The organism is Labrys monachus, assembly GCF_030814655.1.
In the GTDB taxonomy this organism is placed as follows: Bacteria; Pseudomonadota; Alphaproteobacteria; order Rhizobiales; family Labraceae; genus Labrys; species Labrys monacha.
In genome coordinates this window covers 1,600,937-1,622,646 of record NZ_JAUSVK010000001.1, presented here as the reverse complement: position 1 = coordinate 1,622,646, position 21,710 = coordinate 1,600,937, and the positions used below count along the sequence as shown (strand labels likewise).

Annotated in this window: 20 protein-coding genes; 12 read left to right on the top strand and 8 right to left on the bottom strand. The window is 68.9% G+C overall.

Annotated features, from left to right (window positions below; genetic code table 11):
• Positions 1-63 precede the first annotated feature (63 nt).
• Positions 64-1,446, bottom strand: coding sequence for a cell wall hydrolase (locus J3R73_RS07260; RefSeq protein ID WP_307424384.1), 1,383 nt, complete (start codon positions 1,444-1,446; stop codon positions 64-66).
• Between the two features lie 160 nt (positions 1,447-1,606).
• Between J3R73_RS07260 and J3R73_RS07255 the strand changes: the two genes are divergently transcribed.
• A complete protein-coding gene (locus tag J3R73_RS07255; protein ID WP_370879859.1) occupies positions 1,607-2,440 on the top strand; it encodes a uracil-DNA glycosylase in 834 nt (277 codons plus the stop codon).
• Between the two features lie 292 nt (positions 2,441-2,732).
• Entirely contained in the window at positions 2,733-3,653 is a 921-nt protein-coding gene (gene ypfJ, locus J3R73_RS07250) for a KPN_02809 family neutral zinc metallopeptidase (protein ID WP_307424382.1), read from the top strand.
• Between the two features lie 15 nt (positions 3,654-3,668).
• Here ypfJ and J3R73_RS07245 read toward each other — a convergent pair whose 3' ends face one another.
• Positions 3,669-4,187, bottom strand: coding sequence for a glycosyltransferase family protein (locus J3R73_RS07245; protein WP_307424380.1), 519 nt, complete (start codon positions 4,185-4,187; stop codon positions 3,669-3,671).
• A gap of 182 nt (positions 4,188-4,369) precedes the next feature.
• Between J3R73_RS07245 and J3R73_RS07240 the strand changes: the two genes are divergently transcribed.
• Positions 4,370-5,494 carry a PA0069 family radical SAM protein gene (locus tag J3R73_RS07240; protein WP_307424377.1) on the top strand — a complete coding sequence of 375 codons (1,125 nt, stop codon included), beginning with the start codon at positions 4,370-4,372 and terminating at the stop codon, positions 5,492-5,494.
• 5 nt (positions 5,495-5,499) lie between these two features.
• Here J3R73_RS07240 and J3R73_RS07235 read toward each other — a convergent pair whose 3' ends face one another.
• Complete coding sequence (locus J3R73_RS07235; RefSeq protein ID WP_307424374.1) at positions 5,500-6,021, bottom strand: hypothetical protein; 522 nt, start codon at positions 6,019-6,021, stop codon at positions 5,500-5,502.
• Between the two features lie 231 nt (positions 6,022-6,252).
• Here J3R73_RS07235 and rnhB point away from each other — a divergent pair, with 231 nt between their 5' ends.
• Both rnhB and J3R73_RS07225 read left to right on the top strand, forming a co-directional pair.
• A complete protein-coding gene (rnhB, locus tag J3R73_RS07230; RefSeq protein WP_307424371.1) occupies positions 6,253-6,825 on the top strand; it encodes a ribonuclease HII in 573 nt (190 codons plus the stop codon).
• A gap of 69 nt (positions 6,826-6,894) precedes the next feature.
• Positions 6,895-8,775, top strand: a complete 1,881-nt coding sequence (locus J3R73_RS07225; protein WP_307424368.1) for a glycoside hydrolase family 15 protein — start codon at positions 6,895-6,897, stop codon at positions 8,773-8,775.
• 72 nt (positions 8,776-8,847) lie between these two features.
• Here the strand turns inward: J3R73_RS07225 and J3R73_RS07220 are convergent, their stop codons facing one another.
• Positions 8,848-9,783, bottom strand: a complete 936-nt coding sequence (locus J3R73_RS07220) for a DMT family transporter (RefSeq protein ID WP_307424363.1) — start codon at positions 9,781-9,783, stop codon at positions 8,848-8,850.
• Between the two features lie 119 nt (positions 9,784-9,902).
• On the opposite strand from J3R73_RS07220, the gene J3R73_RS07215 reads away from it, so the two are divergent.
• Positions 9,903-10,526 carry a CGNR zinc finger domain-containing protein gene (locus tag J3R73_RS07215; protein ID WP_307424360.1) on the top strand — a complete coding sequence of 208 codons (624 nt, stop codon included), beginning with the start codon at positions 9,903-9,905 and terminating at the stop codon, positions 10,524-10,526.
• A gap of 76 nt (positions 10,527-10,602) precedes the next feature.
• On the opposite strand, the gene J3R73_RS07210 is transcribed toward J3R73_RS07215, so the two are convergent.
• On the bottom strand, positions 10,603-11,049 hold the full coding sequence (locus J3R73_RS07210; RefSeq protein WP_307424357.1) for an RbsD/FucU family protein: 447 nt from the start codon (positions 11,047-11,049) through the stop codon (positions 10,603-10,605).
• 272 nt (positions 11,050-11,321) lie between these two features.
• Between J3R73_RS07210 and J3R73_RS07205 the strand changes: the two genes are divergently transcribed.
• The 3 genes from J3R73_RS07205 to J3R73_RS07195 all read left to right on the top strand — a co-directional run bounded on the left by J3R73_RS07205 (position 11,322) and on the right by J3R73_RS07195 (position 13,689).
• On the top strand, positions 11,322-12,497 hold the full coding sequence (locus J3R73_RS07205; RefSeq protein ID WP_307424354.1) for a site-specific DNA-methyltransferase: 1,176 nt from the start codon (positions 11,322-11,324) through the stop codon (positions 12,495-12,497).
• Between the two features lie 193 nt (positions 12,498-12,690).
• Positions 12,691-13,155 (top strand): SRPBCC family protein, encoded by a 465-nt coding sequence (locus tag J3R73_RS07200; RefSeq protein WP_307424352.1) that lies wholly within the window; start codon positions 12,691-12,693, stop codon positions 13,153-13,155.
• Between the two features lie 138 nt (positions 13,156-13,293).
• Complete coding sequence (locus tag J3R73_RS07195; protein WP_307424349.1) at positions 13,294-13,689, top strand: DoxX family protein; 396 nt, start codon at positions 13,294-13,296, stop codon at positions 13,687-13,689.
• Between the two features lie 42 nt (positions 13,690-13,731).
• On the opposite strand, the gene J3R73_RS07190 is transcribed toward J3R73_RS07195, so the two are convergent.
• The 3 genes from J3R73_RS07190 to mutY form a co-directional block, all read right to left on the bottom strand.
• On the bottom strand, positions 13,732-15,111 hold the full coding sequence (locus J3R73_RS07190) for an FAD-containing oxidoreductase (protein WP_307424345.1): 1,380 nt from the start codon (positions 15,109-15,111) through the stop codon (positions 13,732-13,734).
• Positions 15,108-15,569 carry a DUF4126 family protein gene (locus tag J3R73_RS07185; RefSeq protein WP_307424342.1) on the bottom strand — a complete coding sequence of 154 codons (462 nt, stop codon included), beginning with the start codon at positions 15,567-15,569 and terminating at the stop codon, positions 15,108-15,110. Before J3R73_RS07185 ends, J3R73_RS07190 begins: the two co-directional genes overlap by 4 nt.
• 136 nt (positions 15,570-15,705) lie before the next feature.
• Entirely contained in the window at positions 15,706-16,770 is a 1,065-nt protein-coding gene (gene mutY / locus J3R73_RS07180; protein ID WP_307424340.1) for an A/G-specific adenine glycosylase, read from the bottom strand.
• A 24-nt stretch (positions 16,771-16,794) separates the two neighbouring features.
• Here mutY and J3R73_RS07175 point away from each other — a divergent pair, with 24 nt between their 5' ends.
• From J3R73_RS07175 to J3R73_RS07165, 3 genes are all read left to right on the top strand, one after another.
• The gene (locus tag J3R73_RS07175) at positions 16,795-17,346 is read left to right on the top strand and encodes a DUF721 domain-containing protein (protein WP_307424337.1); all 552 of its coding nucleotides are present in this window, start codon (positions 16,795-16,797) and stop codon (positions 17,344-17,346) included.
• A 226-nt stretch (positions 17,347-17,572) separates the two neighbouring features.
• Complete coding sequence (locus J3R73_RS07170; RefSeq protein ID WP_307424334.1) at positions 17,573-18,127, top strand: DsbA family protein; 555 nt, start codon at positions 17,573-17,575, stop codon at positions 18,125-18,127.
• Positions 18,128-18,158: 31 nt separating this feature from the next.
• A complete protein-coding gene (locus J3R73_RS07165) occupies positions 18,159-21,617 on the top strand; it encodes a chromosome segregation SMC family protein (RefSeq protein ID WP_307424331.1) in 3,459 nt (1,152 codons plus the stop codon).
• Positions 21,618-21,710 lie beyond the last annotated feature (93 nt).

The following is a 21,710-nucleotide window of genomic DNA, read 5'->3' as shown; positions in this document are numbered from 1 at the left end:
TCGACATAGCGGATCCACGGCGCCGGCGTCGCAGAAGACGTCGACCGGAGATGCCCGCTGCGGTCAGGCCCACCATTTCACGCGATAGAAGATGTGCTTGCCGATCCTGTCCTTCTCGGTCATGTCGCGCACCCAGCGCGGCCGGACATAGTCGGCATGGTAATGCGTGGCATTGCCGATTTCGGGAATCCAGTCCTGCGCATTCATCACCCGGGCAGCGATGGTGAGCGCCTGTTCCCACGGCTCCTTCTCGGTGATCCTGTCGGCGACGCCGTCGCATGCGAAGGAGAATTGGCAGCCGCCATAGCGGCGGTTGCTCGCGCCCTGATAGACCACGTCGCAGACATTCTTCGGATAGAAGGGCGAGCGCAGGCGGTTGATGACGACCTGGGCCACCGCGACCTGTCCTTCCCGGCTCTCGCCCCGCGCTTCGAAATAGATCGCGGTGGCGAGGCAGGTCTGCGCCCTGGTGAAGGCGACGGGCGGCAGATCGAGCGGCCGCGCCTTGCCGTCGTCGAGGCCGGGAAGACCCGCGATGCGGGATTTCTTCTGGGCCTCGGTAAGCCCCTCGTCGTCGCCGAGGTCCGGCATCGGGGAGGCCCCGTCCGGCGTGGTGGGATGGACGCTGGCGAGCGTGATCACCGGCTCGCCCGCCTCGGGGCCGGCCAGCGCCATCTCGACGGGGGCGCCATCCTCCGCATGTGTCGCGCTGCGCTCCAGGCTGGCGAGATCGGGGCGGCTCGCCGCCGGCGAGGTGCCGCCCGCCGGTGCGAGCGAATGATAGAGCGGAACGGCACCGTCGGCGCCGCCCATGCGGGTTTCGTTCCGGGCGAAGCGTTGCGCCAACCGGGTCGCCAGCGCCGCGCTCATCCGGGTCGGCCGGAACGGCTCGAGCCCTTCGGCGCTCGCAGGTCCCTGCAGCTTGCGCGACAGCCGGGCCATCGGCACGGCGCCTTGCGGAGGCAGAAGGAGGTAGGACCCGGCCGAGACCAGGTGAGCGACGTCGTCGAGAGGCTGCGGATCGGCGTCGAGGTCGCCCTTGCCGCCGCGCATGACCTCGGGCCACGCGGTCGCCCCGTCCTTCATGCCGTCGTGAATCGGCAGGCCCGGCGGATCGACGTCATCGGGCATGGCGACATCGTCGCTGCGGTCCGGCGACGGGATCAACGAGGCGGACGAAGGGAGCGAGGCAAAGATGGGCCCCATCGCCGAGCGCGGCACGGAGCGCATGTCGGAGAGGCTCAGCAGCGGCATCTGGAAGAGCCCCGCCTGCATCACGGGCCCGTGCAGGGCGGCGAAGGTCGTCAGCCCACGGTCGAGCGCGCCGCGCTCGGAAGAGGCCGGTGGCACCGCCGTCACCGCCGTGAGCCGGCGATACGTCACCGTGGTGGTGATGCCGGCGCCGATCAGGAGCGCGATGATGAGGGGTCGACGCCATGCGACCATAGGCGGGGCTCGCTCGTTGAAGCCGGCTGTCGGTGCCGGTGCGTCCAGTGATGCGGCATTAACCTTGATGGGCGGTTAACGACGCCGGCGGGCCTGGCCGCCCGCCGGCTCCCGGCAGATCGCAGTTCAAACCCGCCGGGCTTTGCTCTATCCTGGCGGCATGCCGTCATTGCCAGCCTCACCGGAAGAAGTCATCGCGCTGCTGCGCTGGTACGCGGAAATGGGCGTCGACGTGCCCGTCGACGAGACGCCGGCGGACCGCTTCGCCGAGAGCGCGGCGGCCGCCGCTTCCGCTCCGGCCCGCATGCCGAGCCCGGCACCGGCTTCGCAGCCCGCGGCGGCGCCGCCGCGCGTCGCCGCCCCCGCCCCTTCCCTGCTGACGGCGGCCCCCGACGCGGTGGTGCTCGCCGCCCGCGAGCAGGCGGGCGCCGCGCAGTCCCTGGAGGAGCTGCGCGACATCCTCGACCGTTTCGAAGGCTGCGCGCTCAAGGCGACGGCGACGCGCCTCGTCTTCTCCGACGGCGTGCCGGATGCCCGGGTGATGTTCGTCGGCGAAGCGCCGGGCCGTGACGAGGACCTGCAGGGAAAGCCGTTCGTCGGGCGGTCCGGCCAGTTGCTCGACAGCATGCTGGCGGCAATCGGGCTCGACCGCACCAAGGTCTATATCGCCAACATCGTCCCCTGGCGCCCGCCGGGCAACCGCGACCCGACCCCGCAGGAGACCACGATCTGCCGCCCCTTCATCGAACGGCAGATCGAATTGGTGAATCCGAAGATCCTGGTGTGCCTCGGCGCCCGCAGCGCGCAGACGCTGCTGGGCGTGACCGACGGCATCCTGAAGCTGCGCGGCCGCTGGATCGACCACGAGATCGGCGGCGCCCCGAGGCGCGCCGTCGCCACGCTGCATCCGGCCTATCTGCTGCGCCAGCCCTTGCAGAAGAGGCTGGCCTGGCGCGACTTTCGCGCCATCCGCGCGGCGATCGGGGAAGGCTGAGCCGCCGAACATGCCCGGGGCCGGCCCTGTCGCGGCCGGCCGGAGGAGGCCCGCTCGACAGGGGCCATCGAGCGCGCGGCGCCCGGGACGTGCATCGAGGCGCCCGCGGCTTGATATGGAAGGAGCTGCATGCGGGCGCGGAACTTTCGCTCGATAGCGGCGTCGATGCTTCGGTGCCCGCAAGACCGGGCTGGACTTTGTGAAAATCGCGGCGTCTGCCTTAAATTGCGGTAGGATGCATGACGAGTTCGGGCGGATTGAAATCCCCTGGGGAAGACATCGGAGCAGAGCAATGAAACTCGACGATTTTCGTTCATCCGACAATGTCGAGGATCGGCGCGGTTCCGATGGCGGCAGCGGTGGCGGCGGTTTTCCCATCGGGCGCGGCGGGCTCGGCATCGGGGGCATCGTCATCGTCCTCCTGATCTCCTATTTCACCGGCATCAACCCCGCGACGCTCATCAACGGCTATGAGACCGTCAACGGCGGCGGGCAGACGGTCACCCAGCAGCAGACGCGGCCGGCCAGCCAGGTCGGCGGCCCGAACGATCCGTCCGGCCAGTTCGTCCGCAAGGTGCTGGGATCGACGGAGGATACCTGGACCGAGATCTTCAAGGAGCAGAACGCCGGCCGCGCCTACACGCCGACGGCTCTCGTCCTGTTCAGCGGCGCCACGCGTTCGGCCTGCGGCACCGCGCAGTCGGCGATGGGCCCCTTCTATTGCCCGAACGACAAGAAGGTCTATCTCGACACCGAGTTCTTCGACGAGATGCGCAACCGCTTCAACGCCTGCCCCGCGGCGCAGGGCGCCTGCGCCTTCGCCCAGGCCTATGTGATCGCGCATGAGGTCGGCCATCACGTGCAGGACCTGCTCGGCATTCTCTCGCAGGTGCATCAGGCGCAGCAGCAAGCGAGCGAATCCGGCGCCAACGCGCTCTCCGTTCGGCTCGAGCTGCAGGCCGACTGCCTTGCCGGCGTCTGGGCCAACCGCACGCAGAGGGACTTCAAGTTCATCGAGCAGGGCGACGTCGAGGCTGCGCTGCAGACCGCGAACGCCATCGGCGACGACATGCTGCAGAAGAAGGCGCGCGGCTATGTCGTGCCGGACAGCTTCACCCACGGCACGTCGGCGCAGCGCCAGCGCTGGTTCAGCGCCGGCCTGCAGAGCGGGACCATGTCGTCCTGCAACACCTTCCGCGCCCAGCAGCTCTGAAGCGGCACGCTCCGGTCACGCCCTTCCGAAGGGAGCTGCCTCTCCGCCGCTGAAGGCCCTCGCCCGCAAGGTGTAGGCCATCAGTTTCTCGCCCCGCAGCAGGGCCGCCCGGGGCGCCAGCACCGCCTGGCGCCGGCGGCGCGTGCGCGAAAATTTCAGCCCTATCTCGCTCAGCCGCGCCCGCCAGCCCTGGTCGTCCACCACGCAGCGAAACAGGGCCGACACCCGCTGCCCGCCGCGCTGCAGCCGGTGCAGCGTGACGCCGGCCTCGCGGAACCAGTCCGCTTCCAGCCTTATGCCCGGGGCGATCAGCAGCACCCATTCGCTGCGCGCCGCCCGCAGGCCCGCGGCCGCGTCACCCGCGACGATGACGCAGCCCACTGCGTCGGCGACGATCAGCGTGCCGTCCGTGGAGCCGCCGTCGGCCACGACGACCTCCCGTACGAAGCCTTCCGCCGCCGCGGGGACGAGGGCCGCCAGGGTCTCGGCCAGCGCATATTCCTGGTCCTTGGCGGCGATGACGACACTGATCATGGAAATGGTTTTCCGGCGGTTTCCGGCGGCTCCCGATTTGGCCCGCATATCACGCCGCGCAGGGGAGCGGCAGCGGGAACAGGGGCGGAAACTGCGTAAATAATCGGCATTTCATGTCCGCTTGCATCGATGTTCTCTTTTTGTTCTAATCGGAAAAGACAAGATGATTCGCGGAGGCTTCCATGGGCGTGCCGGCAACCAGACAATCCCTCGTCGCACCCGCCCCCATCGGGTCGACGCTGGTCGACATCGACAGGCGGCGCGGGCGCGGTTCGGCGTCGAATGCGAGCGGCCGCTTCGAGAGCCTCGCCCGTTTCGCCGAGGATGACGGCTGGAACTCGACGGAGGAACTGCCGCCCCTGCGCACCGAGGTGCAGGACGAGCAGGCGCGCAAGATCATCACCTTCAACGATTCGCCCGACATCTCCTTCGACCGGTCCATCAATCCCTATCGCGGCTGCGAGCATGGCTGTGTCTATTGCTTCGCGCGCCCGACCCACGCCCATATGGGTCTTTCGCCCGGCCTCGACTTCGAGACGAGGCTCTTCGCCAAGCCGAATGCGGCCGCGCTGCTGGAAAAGGAGCTGGCGGCGAAGAACTATCAGCCGAAGACGATCGCGATGGGCACCAACACAGATCCCTACCAGCCGATCGAGCGCCAGCGCCGCATCACGCGCTCGATATTGGAGGTGCTCGACCGCACCAACCACCCGGTCGGCATCGTCACCAAGTCGGGTCTGGTCACCCGCGACATCGACATTCTCGCGCGCATGGCCGAGCGCGGCCTCGCCAAGGTCGCCCTTTCGGTGACGACGCTGGACGCCGGGCTCGCCCGTTCGCTCGAGCCGCGTGCGGCGACGCCGTCCCTGCGCCTGAAGGCGATCCGGCAATTGGCCGAGGCCGGCATTCCCGTCGCCGTCATGGTCGCGCCGGTCATCCCGCGCATCAACGATGCGGAGATCGAGCGCATCCTGGACGCGGCGCACGCCGCCGGGGCGCGCGAGGGCGGCTACGTCATGCTGCGCCTGCCGCTCGAGGTCAGCGGCCTGATGCGCGAATGGCTCGCCGAGCATCGCCCGGACGCGCTCAACCATGTGTTCTCGCTCGTGCATTCGACGCGCGACGGCAAGGACTATGATTCGCGCTGGGGCCTGCGCATGACGGGCACCGGGCCCTATGCCTGGACCGTCGGCCGGCGCTTCGAACTGGCGGCCGCCCGGCTTGGCCTCAACGCGCGGCGGCTCAAGCTCCGCACCGATCTCTTCGTCCGGCCGAGCCGGGCCGGAGACCAGCTGTCGCTGTTCTGACGCCGTCAGGCGCCCCAATAATGGCGCGAGGCGACCACCGCCACCGCGGCGATGACGACGAGGCCGAAAAGCATGGCGAAGGCGCTGCCGCCGAAGCGGGACGGACGCCCCACAGGCGTCGTGGACGGTCCCGCCGTGGGCTCCACCATCGGAGCGCCCGGCAGTTCGCTCACCGGCGTGAGGGAGGCCGAGGCCCAGAAGGCGTTGCCGGAAAGCGCGTTCTCGGCGAGCTTGCGGTAGGTCGCGAGCCGGCGCTCGATCCGCTCGCCGATGTCGTAGGCGGCAAGCTCGGCGCTGTTGGGATCACGCCCGACTTCCTGGTGGAAGGCGGCCAGCCAGTCGCGCTTGTTCTGCATCGACAGCGAGAAGGCGAGGAGCCCGATGATGTCCTCCTCCTCGCGCACGAGCCGGTCGAACACGGTATCCCGCACGCCCTCCACGCCGTCGATGGCGGATGCCTGCTGCTTGGGCGCCTCGGAAACAGGAGCGGCCGGAGCCGCGATGTCGGTTGCATCTTCTCGGGTCACAGCTTCTTGAGTCACAGCCTGCCTCACCATGATACCTGTCTCTTGTTGGCTTCGGGCGTTCGCGTCCGGAACCGAAACGCCGTCGATCGGTTCCCGGTCCTTCGGTCGCCGCCTGCCTTGCCTGGGAGTATGCTCCAGTTTTCGCATGAGGCCAGCCTAAATCAAGAAGAGTTTTGGGGAGCATCGCACGAACGGCTGGATATCATGCCCTAAATGATCTAACGCCGAAACATGACAAACAGTTTTATCGCCGGTGTCGACGAAGCGGGACGCGGGCCGTTGGCCGGGCCGGTCGCTGCGGCAGCGGTCATCCTGGATCCTGCCCATATCCCGGCCGGCCTCGCCGATTCCAAGGTGCTGACGGCGGCCAGGCGCCAGGCGCTCTACCGGGACATCATGGGGTCGGCGATCGCGGTTTCCGTCGCCTTCGCCGGACCGGCCACGATCGAACGGCTCAACATACGCGTCGCCACGCTCGACGCGATGCGTCGTGCCGTCCGCGGCCTGTCGGTCCGCCCGTCATCGGTGGAGATCGACGGCAAGGACGTGCCCCATGGGCTCGATCTTCCCGCGCGTGCCATCGTGGACGGCGATGCGCTGGTGCCGGCCATTTCGGCAGCCTCGATCATCGCCAAGGTCACGCGCGACAATCTGATGGTCCGGCTCGCCGCCGAATTCCCGGCCTATGGCTTCGAGCGCCATATGGGCTACGGCACTCCGGAACATACCTATGCGATCGAGGTTCATGGACCGACGCAGCATCATCGATTGACCTTCGGGCGCCTCAAGGCCTACCAGGCCTGAGGCATCCGTCGCAGGGAGCGGATGAGACCGTCGGCGCTTCTTCCGGGAAGCCGGAGCGGCTGCGGTGTCGTGATCCGAAAGGAAGCTTCCTTGCACGTATCGAAACGACCTCCCGCCTCCTCAGCCGGCCGTATCGAAGACTATGCGATGATCGGGGACTGCGAATCGGCCGCCCTGGTCGGCCGAAACGGCTCGATCGACTGGCTGTGCTGGCCCCGCTTCGATTCCGATGCCTGCTTTGCAGCCCTGCTCGGCTCACCGGACAACGGGCGCTGGCTGATCGCGCCGGAGGAAGCCTCGATCCTGTCGGTCGAGCGCTCCTATCGCGGCGACACCCTCATTCTGGATACACGCTTCGCCACGCAGGCCGGGACGGTGCGCGTCACCGATTTCATGCCCCTGCGCAACGGCATCGAATTGATCCGCCAGGTCACGGGCGAAAGCGGGTCGGTGCGGATGACCACCGAATTCGTGCTGCGCTTCGGCTATGGGGCCGACGTTCCCTGGGTCTCGCGCACGCCCGACGGCGCGCTCCAGGCGGTCGCCGGCCCCGACATGGTGGTCCTGCGGACGACGGTCGCGCTTCGCGGCGTCGGCATGAAGACCGTGGGGGAATTCACCGTGGCCGAAGGAGAGACGGTCTCGTTCGTCATGTCCTACGGGCGTTCCCACCTGCCGCCGCCCCCCGCCATCGATCCGGACGAGGCACTGGCCAGGACGCAGGCGCAATGGACCGAATGGCTGGGGCGCTCCAACGCCGAACCCGCCGCGAAGAAGATCATCGCCCGGTCCTTGATCACGCTCAAGGCCCTCATTTATGCGCCGACCGGCGGCATCGTGGCCGCGCCCACCACCTCGCTTCCCGAGACGCTCGGCGAGGCGAGGAACTGGGATTACCGCTTCTGCTGGCTGCGCGACGCGACGCTGACGCTGATGGCCCTGATGAATGCCGGTTTCTTCGACGAGGCCAAGGCCTGGCGCGACTGGCTGCAGCGCGCCATCGCGGGAAATCCCGCCGCCGTCCAGATCATGTATGGCCTCGCCGGCGAACGGCGGCTCTCCGAATGGACCGCCGACTGGCTCCCCGGCTATGAGGGCTCCCGGCCGGTCCGCATCGGCAATGCCGCCGCCGGCCAGATGCAGCTGGACGTCTATGGCGAGGTGATCGACAGCTTCTACCAGGGCCTGAAGGGCGGCCTCGCCCTCGACGCGACCGGATGGGCCCTGGTCCAGGCCCTGCTGCACGAGCTCGACGGGCGATGGTCCAAGCCGGACCACGGCATCTGGGAATCGCGCGACGAGCCCAGGCACTACACCCATTCCAAGATCATGTGCTGGGTCGCCTATGACCGGGCCGTCCGCATGGTCGAGACGTTCGGGCTCGAAGGTCCCTCGGAGCGGTGGCGCCAGACGCGCGATGCGATCCATCGCGACGTCTGTGCCCGGGGCTTCGACCGGAACATCGACAGTTTCGTCGCCTGGTACGGGTCGGATCTGCTCGACGCCAGCCTGCTCCTGGTTCCGATGACCGGCTTCCTGCCGCCGGACGATCCCCGCCTCCACGGCACGATCGCGGCCATCGAGCAGCGCATGATGGCCGGCGGCTTCGTGCTGCGCCACGACCCCGGCCTGGTCGAGCGGAACCTGCCCACCCGCGAGGGCGCCTTTCTGGCCTGCAGCTTCTGGCTGGCGGATGCCTATGCGCTCCTCGGCCGGCTCGGCGACGCCGAGACGCTCCTGCGCAGGCTGCTGGCTCTGCGCAACGATGTCGGCCTGCTGGCGGAGGAATATAGCGGCCCGCTCGGCCGCCAGCTCGGCAATTTCCCGCAGGCCTTCTCGCATGTCGGCCTCATCAACACCGTGCACAATTTGATGCATTCCAAGAAGCCGGCCGAACAGCGTTCCGGCCAGGATGCGAGGCAGGAGGCGCCGAAGGAAGAAGCGGTCTGACGCTGCTGCTGCGGCGTCCGGTCGGCGGGCCGGCGTGCTCCTCGTCCATCGCGTCGCCGAGGATCGCCGTCATCAGGCGGTTTCTGCGCGCGCCCCGCTTTCGAACATCGCAAGCGCCGCCGCCAGCAGCATGATCGCCATGCCGAGGACGTCGAGCATGCGCAACTGCTCGCCGAAGAACGCCATGCCGAGCAGGACGGCGACGACCGGCGAAACGAAGGCATAGGTGCCGGCCCGGGTGGCGCCGATATCCCTGAGGAGGCGCATATACATCGTGTAGCCGAGGAGCGAGCCGAACAGCACGAGGAAGAGCCAGCCGCTCCACGCCGCAAGGCCCCACCGCCCCGACAGGGCGGCGGCCGCTCCCGGCTCGAACGCCAGCGACAGCGCGAGGAGGACACCGCCGCCGGCAAAGGTGGTGACGCCGGCCACGAGCAGCGAGGGGTAGGTCCTGAGCAGGGGACGGGCGGCGACGGAGCCCCAGGCATAGGTGATCGCCGCGAAGGCGACCGCCGCCGCACCGAGGACACGCATCATGCCCGCCGCGTCGGTGCCGGAGCGGATGAGCCAGCCCCTGTAGGCCGTCGGGCCGAACAGGACGGCGAGGCCGCAAATGCCGAGCGCGATCGCCCCCGCCCGCCGGCGGTCGAACGCCTCCTCCCCGAGCAGTACCGCAAAGCCCATCAGCGCGATCGGCGTGAGGGACATTTCGAGCACGGCGGCCGTGCCGGAATCGACATAGAGCATGCCCCAGAACAGCGGCGCGTAGCAGAAGGTGATCATCAGCAGGCTGGTTCCGGCCAGCCTCGGCCAATCGCGCCGAGCGACCGACGGCATCCGGCCGCCCAGCACGCAGGCCGCGAGCATGACGAAGCCGGCCGTCGTGAAGCGTGTGCCCGCGAAGAAGAGCGGCGGAACCGCCTCGACCCCGGCCTTGATGCCGATCCAGGTCGTGCCCCAGATCGCGCAGAGGACGAGGAAGAGCAGCAGATTGCGATCGAATTTCATCCTCGGCCCTCCCCCGCGAATCGGCGTGATACGCCGCACGCTTGCGTAACGCTTATACTCTATTTATAGCGTTACAACCTCCCTTGAACGCTCGAAGTTCCCGAACCGACGAGGAGCCGATGGAAAAGACGAAGACCATTGCGGACATCCCGCTCCTCGGCGGCCACCCTGCCCTCGATTTCGTCAACACCGTGGATGCCTGGCGGGACCGCTGGGGGCCGGATTTCCTGCTGTGCTACGAAGATCTCCTCGCCTGGGGGGAACGGGCCGGCCTGATCGCGCGCGAGCACGCGGAAAGGCTGCGCGGCGAGGCACGCGCGGATCCGGCCGCTGCCGCCGAGGCGCTGGACCGTGCCAAGGCGCTGCGGCGGGCCCTGCACGCCTTGTTCCTGGCGGAAGCGGAGGGAATGGTGCCGGCGCCCTCCGACGCGGGAGAACTCGATGCCGCCGTCAGGGATGCGGCAGCCCGCCGCGTGCTGGCCTACCGGTCGGGAACCTTCGCCTGGCAGTGGCGCGACGACGACGACCTCGACGCCCTCACCCGCCGCGTCGCGGTGGCCGCGGCCGATCTCCTCACCGCACGGACCGGACGCCGGCCGGTGCGCGAGTGCCACGGGCGCAATTGCGGGTGGTTGTTCCTCGATACGTCGCGGGGCGGCCGCCGCCGGTGGTGCTCCGACGAGACCTGCGGCTCGCACGCCCGGGTGCTTCGATTCCGTGCGAAGGCCCCGGGCGCCTTGTGAGCGCCAAGCGGAGATTCATGGGCGAGAACGCCCATCATCTTAGCAAGACTCTTGAAGGGACGCGGCAATTTTCCGCTCAGGGCGCGATCACGCCCTTGCGGAAGATGAAGCAGCCGTAGAAGCGGCGCTCCCCGCTCTGGATCACGCAATAGGCGTCGCGTGCGTGCTCGTAGAATTCCATGCGTTCGATCGAGGTCATCGGCCAGGACTTGCCTTCGGCCCTGTCGATCTCGACCTGGACTTCGCGCTGGACGGGGGGAATTTCGTCGGGGCTGCCGACGATCTCCATGCGCCTGGCCGAATCGTCGACGAAGGTATCGAGCGGCAGGACGGAGAGCACGGCCCTCACCGCTTGCGGCGCATCGGCGCCGTCCATGCGGAGCAGGCTGCCATAGACGGTGGCGCGGGCGACCGAATCGGCCGGAAAATTGGCGTCGCAGACCACCATCGTGTCGCCATGGCCCATCGCCGCCAGCGCATAGAGCACATCGGCGTTGAGTAGCGGATCAATGTTCTTGAGCATCGTGTCTCCTGTCGCAGTTTGGTTTTCTCTCCTGCCTTGGCTCGCCGGCAGGCTTGCGCTGCAGGAAACGCCGCCGGGCGCCGATTGCCAAGAGGCCGGAGGAAAAAACCCCGGTTGCCATGCCCGAATTCGCAGACGGCCCGATGACGTCGGCCGGTGCGGGCCGCAGTCCCGAACCGGCACGCAAGTTTTATCGGCGTCTCAACGCGGCATTTACCAGAACCGGGCGAGGATCACCGCGTCGTCCCAGTAGCGTAGCGTGTGAGTAGCCCATGAGTATCTCGCGTACCGGCGCGGCAGTCGCCCCCCGGATGAGCCTTGGGTCGAAGCGTACGGAACCGCGCCTGGTCTCTCCGGCCGGCGCGGTTCTTCCGCTCGATACCATCATCGAGAGCGACTGCATTGCCGCGCTCGAACGCCTGCCGGCCGGCAGCGTCGATCTCGTCTTCGCCGACCCGCCCTACAACCTGCAGCTGGGCGGCGACCTGCACCGGCCCGACAATTCGATGGTCGACGCCGTCGACGACGACTGGGACAAGTTCGCCTCGCTGCGCGACTATGACGACTTCACCCGGGCCTGGCTCGCGGCCGTGCGCCGCGTGATGAAGCCGGACGCCACTCTGTGGGTGATCGGCTCCTACCACAACATCTTCCGCGTCGGCGCCACCCTCCAGGATCTCGGCTACTGGATCCTCAACGATGTCGTCTGGCGCAAGACCAATCCGATGCCGAATTTTCGCGGCAAGCGCTTCACCAATGCGCATGAGACGCTGATCTGGGCGGCCCGCGAGCAGCGCTCGCGCTACACCTTCAACTATGAGGCGCTGAAGGCCGGCAATGACGACGTGCAGATGCGTTCCGACTGGCTGATCCCGCTGTGCACCGGCGGCGAGCGGCTGAAGGACGGCGACGGGCGCAAGGCCCACCCGACGCAGAAGCCCGAGGCCCTGCTCGCCCGCGTGCTGATGGCGGCCTCCCGGCCGGGCGACGTCGTGCTCGATCCCTTCTTCGGCTCGGGCACGACCGGCGCCGTCGCCAAGAAGCTCGGCCGGCACTTCGTCGGCATCGAGCGCGACCGCGACTACATCGCCCATGCGCGCGAGCGGATCGCCCTCGCCTCGCCGGTCGGCGACGCCGACATGCTCGCGCCTTCCGAAAAGCGCAGCGAGCCGCGCATTCCCTTCGCCAGCGTCGTCGAGCGCGCCTTGCTGCAGCCGGGCGCCGTCCTTACCGACGGCAATGAGCGCCACCAGGCCCGGGTCCGCGTCGACGGTTCGATCATGCTGGGCGACATCGTCGGCTCGATCCACAAGATCGGCGCCCTCGCCCAGGGATTGCCGGCCTGCAACGGCTGGACCTTCTGGCATTACAAGGACAACGGCAAGCTGCGCCTCATCGACGATCTGCGCGCCGTGCTGCGCAAGGAATTGGCCGCAGCGGGCGGCTGAGTTCCCTTCGATCTTGGTGAATGACGTTTTGAGGGACTGCGCCCTACGTCATGGGGCGAGGGCCTGATGCCGTTCGTCTGCATTCTCACCGACAAGAGAGATGGATCAACGGCTGCCTGCCTCTATCAATTACGCCCTGCGACATGGCTTTCTTCCCTCGGCCTCGCCGGAATGACGGAAAAGGAGGATCGCCATGGCACCGAGAACCGACGCCGCTTCGAGGATCATCAAGGCGACGCCGCAACGGATCTATGAAGCCTTTCTCGACGGGCAGGCCGTCGCCTCCTGGCGGCCGCCAAAGGGCATGACCGCCGAGGTCTTCGCGTTCGAGCCGCGGGAAGGCGGCGTGTTCCGGATGTCCTTCACCTATGCCGATGCCGCCCATGCGGTGCCGGGCAAGACATCCGAGCATGCCGACGTCTTCCGCGGACGATTCGTCGAGCTGGTACCCGGCCGCCGCATCGTCGAGGAGGTCGAATTCGAGGCGGACGACCCCGCCTTCGCCGGCGCGATGAGGATCGTCACGACGCTCACCGCCGTGCCGGATGGCACCGAGGTCGCCTTCCGCTGCGAGAATGTCCCCGACGGCATAAGGCCGGAGGACCATCAGGCCGGAATGGCCTCGACGCTGGCGAACCTCGCCGCCTTCACAGAATAGGCCCCGCCCTGCCGCGCCGTTGACTTGCGTTCTCGACGCACGGCATTTTCGCATGTCTCGCCTCGCAGGCGGCAATCCGGCGGTCGGTCTTCGGACGCCCCCCGGCAACAAGACCGATTCCACAGGGAGAAGCCATTCATGACCGACATTTCCGCAACGCCGGGCCGTTCCTGGACGGGCCGCATCCTCAGCGCCGTCGTCGTCGCGGCCCTGCTCGCGGATGCCGCCGTGCAGCTCTTCGCGCCGGACATGATGCGGGCGGAGATGGAGCTGACGGGCTTCCCGCCGAGCCAGGCCTTCGCGCTCGGGGTCATCATGCTGGCCTGCGCGATCGTCTATGCGGTCCCGCAGACGGCCGTGCTCGGCGCCATCCTGGTGACCGGCTTCCTCGGCGGCGCGATCTCCACCCATTTCCGGCTCGGCGAGATCGGCTCGCCGCCGCAGCTGATCTGCCTCCTCCTCGGCGCGCTGACCTGGGGCGGGCTGTATCTGCGCGACGGGCGCCTGCGGACATTGCTGCCGCTCGGCGCCTGATCCCGGACGAAAAGCTGGCGAGCGCACGCCGCTGTCGTGCGTTCACACCAGCGGCTTCATCTCGCCCAGCATGGTCGGCACCAGTTCCGACACCGTGGGATGGATGTGCACGGCGCGCTGGATGGTGCTGTAGGGCGCATGCGCATACATGCCGTCGAGCATGCCGTGGATGACCTCGTCGCCCCCGACGCCGAGGATGGCGGCGCCGAGAATGGCATGGCTCTCCGCGTCGACCACCACCTTCATGAAGCCGCGCGTCTCGCCCTTCTCGATGGCGCGGCCGACCTGCGTCATCGCCCGCCTGCCGATGAGCGCCTTGCGGCCCGACCGGCGCACCTGGTCCTCCGTCATGCCGATGCGGCCGAGCGGCGGATCGATATAGAGCGCATAGGCGGTGATGCGGTCGCTGACGCGGCGCGGATCGTCGTCGAGCAGGTTGGCGGCGACGATCTCGAAATCATTGTAGGAGGTATGGGTGAAGGCCCCTCTGCCGTTGCAGTCGCCCATCGCCCAGATGTCCTCGACGCTGGTGCGCAGCTGGTCGTCGACTTCGATATAGCCACGCGAATCGACGGTCACGCCGGCCTTGTCCAGGCCGAGATCGTCGGTATTGGGACTGCGGCCGACGGCGACCAGCACGTGGGAGCCGGTCAGATTGGCGGCGCCCTCGCTGCCCGAAACCGCCACCGCGAAGTCGTCGCCCTGCGGCGTGAAGGCGATGCTCCCGGCCCCGGCATGGACGCGGATGCCCTCGGCTTCGAGAATCTCGCGGATCGCGGCCGAGATGTCCTCGTCCTCGCGGGCGATGAGGCGGGGGCCGCGCTCGATGATGGTTACCTCGCTGCCGAAGCGGCGAAACATCTGCGCGAATTCCAGCCCTATATAGCTGCCGCCGATCACCACCAGATGGCGCGGCAGCGTGTCGAGCTCGAGGATCGAGGTGTTGGTGAGATAGTCGACCCGGTCGAGGCCCGGAATGTCCGGCACCGAGGCCCGGCCGCCGGTGTTGAGGAAGATGCGCGGCGCCGAGAGGATCTCGCCGTCCACTTCGATCTCCCGCGGCGAGACGAAGCGGGCATGGCCCTGATACACCGTACAGCGCTCCATGCCGCGCAGCCAGGATTCCACCCCGCGCCGCGCATTGCCGGAAACCTCATCCTTTCGGGCACGGACCCTGTCCATGTCGATGCCGACGCCGCCCGTCAGGGCGACGCCGTAGTCGGCCGCCCGGCGGGCGACATGGGCTGCATAGGCGCTGGCGACCATGGTCTTGGTCGGCATGCAGCCGGTGTTGACGCAGGTTCCGCCGAACAGCTTGCGCTCGATCACGGCGACGGTCATGCCCGCCTGGGTGAGGCGGCCCGCCAGAGGCGGCCCGGCCTGGCCGGCGCCGACGATGATCGCGTCGTAAGGCTTCGTCATGCCAGCGCCTTCACGATCAGCAGGGCGCCGATGACGGCGACCGCGTCCTCCAGCAGCGCGGCCGGCATGTCTTTGCCGAAGGATTCGGCCAGACGCCTGCGGATCTCGGCGCCGCCCAGCGTGCCGATCACCGCGCCGATCACGCCGGCGACGAGGCCGGCGATCCAGGAGCCGCTTCCGAGCCCGATCGCCGCGCCGCTGAAGGCGCCGGTGACGAGGCGTGCGCCGAACTGCATGGGCGTCTTGCGGCTCGGCGTCGCCGGCAGCTGGTCGCCGATCAGCTCCACGATCGCCAGAATGGTGATGATATAGGGCGTGACGGTATAGCCCAGGAAGGCCAGCGCCGTGCCCTCGAGCGGCAGCCAGCCGAGATAGGCTGCCCAACTGACGGCTGCCGGCGCGGTGAAGGCGCGCAGCCCCGCGATCACGCCGATCAAAAGTGCCCCAACGATTGCCATGACATCCCCCTTGTAAGGCGGCCATGCTCGCTGAAAACACCTTGCCGACGCAAATCAAATCGCAGCCGAAGCGATGTAGACTTCACCCGTTCTTTGCGACACCGGCCGTCGGACGGGGCCTCGCGCATCCCGGCCTTCACTGCCCTCTGGCGAGGGCGGCGATCTTGCGCATGACGGTCGGCAGCGCCTCGCCGTCGAGATCGGCGAGGCGGACCCAGCGGCAATCGGGCGGGGCCTTGGCGGTCAGCGGCGCGTCCGCGGCATAGACGGTGACCGCAAGTTCGAAATGGGTGAAGCCGTGCTGGACTTCGCCGGGGAGCCTGCGCCATTTCATCTTGAGCGGCGCATGGCCGACGGCGCCGGCGGCATCGAAATCTTCGCTCCAGACGCTCGAGGGAATCTCAGTCATGCCGCCGAGCAGGCCCTTGTCCGGCCGCTTGCGGACCAGGACCCAGCCATCCGGCCGCGTCACCCAGAAGGCGGCGCCCCGCCGCAACGGACGCCGGGCCTTCGGCGCCTTGCGCGGAAAGGTCTCCTGCGTACCCGCCTGCCGGGCGCTGCATCGCGCCATGAACGGACAGAGGGCGCAGGCCGGCCGCTTCGGCGTGCAGATCGTGGCGCCGAGATCCATCATGGCCTGGGCGAAGTCGCCGGGGCGCGACTCCGGCGTGATCGCCTCGACGCAGGCGGCGATCAGCGGCTTGGCCTGGGGCAGCGGCGTCTCGATCGCCTCGAGCCGGGTGACGACCCGCTCGACATTGCCGTCGACCACCGCCGCGCGCCGGCCGAAGGCGATCGCCGCCACCGCCGCCGCGGTATAGGCCCCCACCCCGGGCAGCTTGCGCAGGCCCTCGACGTCGTCGGGAAACCGCCCGCCCAGCGTCTCGCTGACGACGCGCGCGCAGGCGTGCAGGTTGCGGGCCCGGGAATAATAGCCGAGGCCGGCCCATGCCTTGAGGATGTCCTCCACGTCGCTCGCCGCCATCGCCCCGACATCGGGCCATCGCGCGACGAAGGCCTCGAAATAGGGGCCGACCGTCTTCACCGTGGTCTGCTGCAGCATGATCTCCGAGAGCCAGACCCGGTAGGGATCCGCGGCCTCGCCCGGCAGCGCACGCCAGGGCAGCCGCCTGCGATGCCTGTCGTACCAGGCCAGCAGGGCATCGGCATGCTTGACCTCGGGGTCGGTGTTGGCGAGCATGGCGCCTCATCCCACAGGTCGGCCATGATCAACAAGCCCCAGCGTTCCGCTTCCAGGACTTTCAAGCCTTCCCGGCCTTCCTCGGTCCGCTCGGTCTCCGACCTGCTCGGTCCGACGCTCGCCGATTCTTTGAAGGCGCGCGGCTTCGCCACCGCGGACATCGTCGGCCGCTGGGCGGACATCGTGGGCGCGCGCCTAGCGACCCAGTCGCAGCCGATGAAGATCCAATGGCCGCCGCGTCCCAAGACCGAGGCGCCCGAGGCCGCGCCGCGGGCCGCCACCCTCGTCCTGCGCGTCGAGAGCGCCTTCGCCCTGGAAGTCGAGATGTCGGCGGCCCAGATCATCGAGCGCATCAATGCGGTGTTCGGCTGGCGCTGCGTCGGCAAGCTGCGCATCCGCCAGGGGCCGGTCGAGCATCCGGTCCGGCGCCAGCCGCCGGCCGCGCCGAAGCTCACGCCGCTGCAGGCCAGGACGCTCGCCGACGACCTCGGCGGCATCGAGCACCCGGGCCTGCGCGAAGCGCTCGAAAGACTCGGCCGCCAGGTCCGCGGCGCGGGGCCGGTCAAAGCTCCGTGATATTTCCGGCCGGCCGCGTCTGGCTGTTGCCATAATCGTACGGCTCAAGTACCGCAGCTTCCGGACAATGAGACTGGATTGAAATGCGCTTTGGCGCCAGATCGAAGGACATGAGCCCAGAATGAGCCCGATGCTTTCCCGCCGTACCCTGATCGCAGCCCTCGCGGCGACCTCGGCGCTTCCGGTTCTGCCCGCTTTCGCCGCCGACGGCGACAAGTTCAATCCGATGGAGCTCGTCGTCCCCGGCCCGATCCCCGATCTCGCGCTCGGCAAGGCAGACGCTCCGGTCAAGGTGTATGAATACGCCTCGATGACCTGCCCGCATTGCGCGCGTTTCGCCAAGGAGGTCTTTCCGGCCATCAAGGAAAAATACATCGACACCGGCAAGGTCCAGTGGACGATGCGGGAGTTCCCGCTCGATCCGCGCGCCACGGCCGGCTTCATGCTGGCGCGCTGCATCGCCAACAGCGACGCCGGAAAGTATTACAGCGCTCTCGACGTGCTGTTCGCCCAACAGGACAATTGGGCCTTCGTCGATGCTCCCAAAGTGCTGCCGGGCCTGCAGAAGATCGCGCAGCAATCCGGTTTTACACAGGAACAGTTCGAGGCCTGCTTGAAAGACAAGACGCTGTATGATGGCGTGATGGCCGTCAAGCAGCGCGGCGAATCGGTCTTCAAGATCGAGGGTACGCCGACCTTTTTCGTCAACGGCACGGAAAAAAGCGGCGAGATCACGCTCGATGATTTCGCCAAGATGGTTGATCCGCTGATCAAGTCCTGAGAGCGACGTCCCGCACGTCGCGGGGTGAAGGATGAAACTTACCAGACTGAGGCTCCTCGGCTTCAAATCTTTCGTCGAACCGACCGATTTCGTCATCGAGCCCGGCCTGACCGGCGTGGTCGGGCCGAATGGCTGCGGCAAGTCCAACCTCGTCGAGGCGCTGCGCTGGGTCATGGGCGAGAATTCGCACAGGAACCTGCGCGCCGCCGAGATGGAGGACGTCATCTTCGGCGGATCCGGCAGCCGCCCGGCCCGCAACATGGCCGAGGTGGTGCTGACGGTCGAGAACCGGGATCGTACGGCGCCCGCGGTCTTCAACGATGTCGACACGCTGGAGATCTCGCGCCGCATCGAACGCGAACGCGGCTCCAATTATCGCATCAACAGCCGCGAAGTGCGCGCCCGCGACGTGCAACTCATCTTCGCCGATGCCTCGACCGGCGCCCGCTCGCCGGCCATGGTGCGCCAGGGCCAGATCGCCGAGCTGATCGCCGCCAAGCCGCAGGCCCGCCGGCGCATCCTCGAGGAGGCCGCCGGCATCTCGGGCCTGCATTCGCGCCGCCACGAGGCGGAACTGCGCCTCAAGGCCGCCGAGCAGAACCTCGAGCGTCTCGAAGACGTGCTCGCCCAGATCGAATCGCAGCTCGAAGGCCTCAAGCGGCAGGCGCGCCAGGCTTCCCGCTACCGCGTGCTGTCCCAGGAGATCCGCCGGGCCGAGGCGCTCCTGCTCCATCTCTCTTTCGAGGAAGCAGGCAGGCAGATCGCGGACGCCGAGAAGCGGCTCGACCGGGATGCCACCACCGTCGCGGAACGGCTGAAGGCCCAGGCGGAGGATGCCCATGCCGCCGCCCTCGCCGCACATGAAATCCCGCCCCTGCGCGAGGCCGAGGCGGCGGCGGCCGCCGCGCTGCACAGGCTGGCGCTGGCTGGCGAGACGCTCCACCAGGAGGAGCGGCGTGCCGGCGAGAGGAGGGTCGAACTCGACCGGCGCATCGCGCAGGCCTCCACCGACGCCACCCGCGAAAGGACGATGATCGCCGACGCCGACGCCATTCTGGCGCGCCTCGGTGCCGAGGCGGCAGGGCTGGCAGCCGGGCAGGAAGCCTCGGGCGGCCAGGCGAGCCAGGCCGCCGAGGCTTTGCGCGCGGCGGAGGCCGGGCTGGCGGCCAACGAGAAGGCGATGGCCGAAGCGCAGGCGGCCTGCGCCGAATCGCAGGCCGGCCGCGGCCAGGCGGAGCGCGCCGAGCGCGAGGCCGCCGACCGCCTGTCCCGGCTCGAACGGGAACTCGCCGCCGTCAGGCGCGAAGGCGAGGCGCTGAAGGCCGGATCCGACGCCATGCGGATCGCCGAGGGTCTGCGCGCCGAGCTCGGCGCCCTGCTCGCACGGCAGGGCTCGGCGGAACAGGCGGCCCTCGTTGCCGAGGCGGAGCACGCGGCGGCGCGCGAGGCGGAGGCCGCGACGCGCGGCCCGCTGGAGGAGGCGGAGCGTCACGCCGGCAGGCTCGAGACCGAGGCGAGAACCCTCGCCAAGCTGGTACTCGCTCCCTCCGCCGCGAAATACCCGCCCGTCGCCGACGGAATCGAGGTCGCCAAGGGCTACGAGGCCGCGCTCGGCGCCGCGCTCGGCGACGATCTCGACGCGCCCGCCGATGTCGCCGCGCCGGCACACTGGTCCGGGGTGGCGGCCGGCGGCGAAGATCCGGCCTTGCCTCAAGGGGCCGAGCCTTTGGCCGGCTTCGTCCGCGCGCCCCCGGCCCTGCAGCGCCGCCTGGCGCAGATCGGCCTCGTCGATGCCGCAGACGGTCCGAGCCTGATGCCCGTGCTCGCCCCCGGCCAACGCCTGGTGACGCGGGCCGGCGACCTCTGGCGCTGGGACGGCTTCGTCGCGGCGGCAGGCGCCCCCTCCGGCGCCGCCCGCCGGCTCGCCGAACGCAACCGGCTTGCCGAGCTCGAGCAGGAGGCGCACGCCGCGCGCCTGGCCGTCGCGCCGAAGCGCCTGGCCGCCGAGGCCGCCGAGGCGGCCCTGCGTGCAGCGGGTGAGCGCGATCGTGCGGCACGCGACGCCTCGCGCGCGCTCGGCGGCGAGGTCAACCAATTGCGTGACCGCGCCGCGAGGGCCGAAAGGCAGGCCTCGCAGATCGCCAGCCGGCAGGCGGCCCTCGACGAGGCGGCGGCCCGGCTCGGGGCGGATCTCGCAGAGGCGCTGAAGCAGCGCGAAAACGCCCGCGGCGCGCTGGCCGCCCTGCCGGACGGCAGCGCCCTGCAGGCAAGGCTGCAGGATCTGCGCGGCGACGTCGCCATGGGGCGCGCCGTCGTCGCCGAGGCGCGGGCCAGGGCGCAGACCATCGCCCGCGAGGACGAGATCCGGACGGCCCGCCTTGCCGCCATCGCACAGGAGAGCCGGTCCTGGCTCGATCGCAGGCGGGCAGGCCAGGCCCAGATCGAGATTCTCGATGCCCGCCTCGCCGAACTTCAGGCCGGGCGTGCCGACCTCGAAGACGTTCCGGCGGTGTTCGCCGCACGACGCCGCGCCCTGAAGGGCGAGACGGACGCAGCCGAATCCCATCGCCGGGCCGCCGCCGACCGCCTCGCCGAGGCGGAAAGCGCCGCCGCCGCCGCCGAGCACCGGAGCCGCGACGCGCTCGTCGCGCTCAGCCGGGCGCGCGAGGAACAGGCGCGTTCGGAGGAGAAGCTCGGCGCCCTTCGGAGCCGCCGCAAGCAGATCGCCGGCGAGATCGAGGAGGCGCTGCAGGTGCCGCCCGAGCGGCTCCTGAAGATCGCCGAGCTTGCGCCCGACGCCCCGATGCCGGACCGGCGCGACGCCGAGCGCAGGCTGGAGGAAGCCCGGCGCGAGCGCGACCGGCTGGGCTCGGTCAACCTGCGGGCCGAGGAGGAGCAGAAGGACGTCCAGGCCCGCCTCGACGGCCTCGTCTCCGAGCGCGACGATCTCGTCGGGGCGATCAAGCGGCTGCGCCAGGCCATCGCCGGCCTGAACAAGGAAGGACGCGAGAGGCTGCTCGTCGCCTTCGATGTCGTCAACGGCCATTTCCAGAGCCTGTTCGAGACGCTGTTCGGCGGCGGCACGGCCGAGTTGCAGCTCACCGAATCGGACGATCCGCTGGAGGCCGGCCTCGACATCCTCGCCAAGCCGCCGGGCAAGAAGCCCCAGACCCTCTCCCTGCTGTCGGGCGGCGAGCAGGCGTTGACCGCGATGGCACTGATCTTCGCGGTGTTCCTCACCAATCCCGCGCCGATCTGCGTCCTGGACGAGGTCGACGCCCCTCTCGACGACGCCAATGTCGAGCGCTTCTGCGACCTCCTCGACGCCATGATCCTGAAGACCGAGACGCGCTTCATCACCATCACCCACAATCCGATCACCATGGCGCGCATGAACCGGCTCTTCGGCGTCACCATGGCCGAGCGCGGCGTGAGCCAGCTCGTCTCCGTCGACCTCGGCGACGCCGGCAAATTCCTCGAAGCGGTGTGACGCTCGGGCCGGCCGGTCGCCGGCCCCGCCCGAGCAGGACGCCTCAGCACGCCCGCGATCGGCTCTTGCCGAATATATAAGTGTGCGCTTATA

Excerpts from the sequence above, each read along its gene's own strand:
- J3R73_RS07215 (WP_307424360.1), top strand. The coding sequence starts at position 9,903 with ATGGAAAAGACGAAGACCATTGCGGACATCCCGCTCCTCGGCGGCCAC.
- J3R73_RS07190 (WP_307424345.1), bottom strand. The coding sequence starts at position 15,111 with ATGACGAAGCCTTACGACGCGATCATCGTCGGCGCCGGCCAGGCCGGG.
- J3R73_RS07255 (WP_370879859.1), top strand. The coding sequence starts at position 1,607 with ATGCCGTCATTGCCAGCCTCACCGGAAGAAGTCATCGCGCTGCTGCGC.
- ypfJ (WP_307424382.1), top strand. The coding sequence starts at position 2,733 with ATGAAACTCGACGATTTTCGTTCATCCGACAATGTCGAGGATCGGCGC.
- J3R73_RS07165 (WP_307424331.1), top strand. The coding sequence starts at position 18,159 with ATGAAACTTACCAGACTGAGGCTCCTCGGCTTCAAATCTTTCGTCGAA.
- J3R73_RS07240 (WP_307424377.1), top strand. The coding sequence starts at position 4,370 with ATGGGCGTGCCGGCAACCAGACAATCCCTCGTCGCACCCGCCCCCATC.
- J3R73_RS07205 (WP_307424354.1), top strand. The coding sequence starts at position 11,322 with ATGAGTATCTCGCGTACCGGCGCGGCAGTCGCCCCCCGGATGAGCCTT.
- J3R73_RS07170 (WP_307424334.1), top strand. The coding sequence starts at position 17,573 with ATGGAGCTCGTCGTCCCCGGCCCGATCCCCGATCTCGCGCTCGGCAAG.
- J3R73_RS07195 (WP_307424349.1), top strand. The coding sequence starts at position 13,294 with ATGACCGACATTTCCGCAACGCCGGGCCGTTCCTGGACGGGCCGCATC.
- J3R73_RS07210 (WP_307424357.1), bottom strand. The coding sequence starts at position 11,049 with ATGCTCAAGAACATTGATCCGCTACTCAACGCCGATGTGCTCTATGCG.
- rnhB (WP_307424371.1), top strand. The coding sequence starts at position 6,253 with ATGACAAACAGTTTTATCGCCGGTGTCGACGAAGCGGGACGCGGGCCG.
- J3R73_RS07185 (WP_307424342.1), bottom strand. The coding sequence starts at position 15,569 with ATGGCAATCGTTGGGGCACTTTTGATCGGCGTGATCGCGGGGCTGCGC.
- J3R73_RS07260 (WP_307424384.1), bottom strand. The coding sequence starts at position 1,446 with ATGGTCGCATGGCGTCGACCCCTCATCATCGCGCTCCTGATCGGCGCC.
- J3R73_RS07220 (WP_307424363.1), bottom strand. The coding sequence starts at position 9,783 with ATGAAATTCGATCGCAATCTGCTGCTCTTCCTCGTCCTCTGCGCGATC.
- J3R73_RS07175 (WP_307424337.1), top strand. The coding sequence starts at position 16,795 with ATGATCAACAAGCCCCAGCGTTCCGCTTCCAGGACTTTCAAGCCTTCC.
- mutY (WP_307424340.1), bottom strand. The coding sequence starts at position 16,770 with ATGCTCGCCAACACCGACCCCGAGGTCAAGCATGCCGATGCCCTGCTG.
- J3R73_RS07245 (WP_307424380.1), bottom strand. The coding sequence starts at position 4,187 with ATGATCAGTGTCGTCATCGCCGCCAAGGACCAGGAATATGCGCTGGCC.
- J3R73_RS07200 (WP_307424352.1), top strand. The coding sequence starts at position 12,691 with ATGGCACCGAGAACCGACGCCGCTTCGAGGATCATCAAGGCGACGCCG.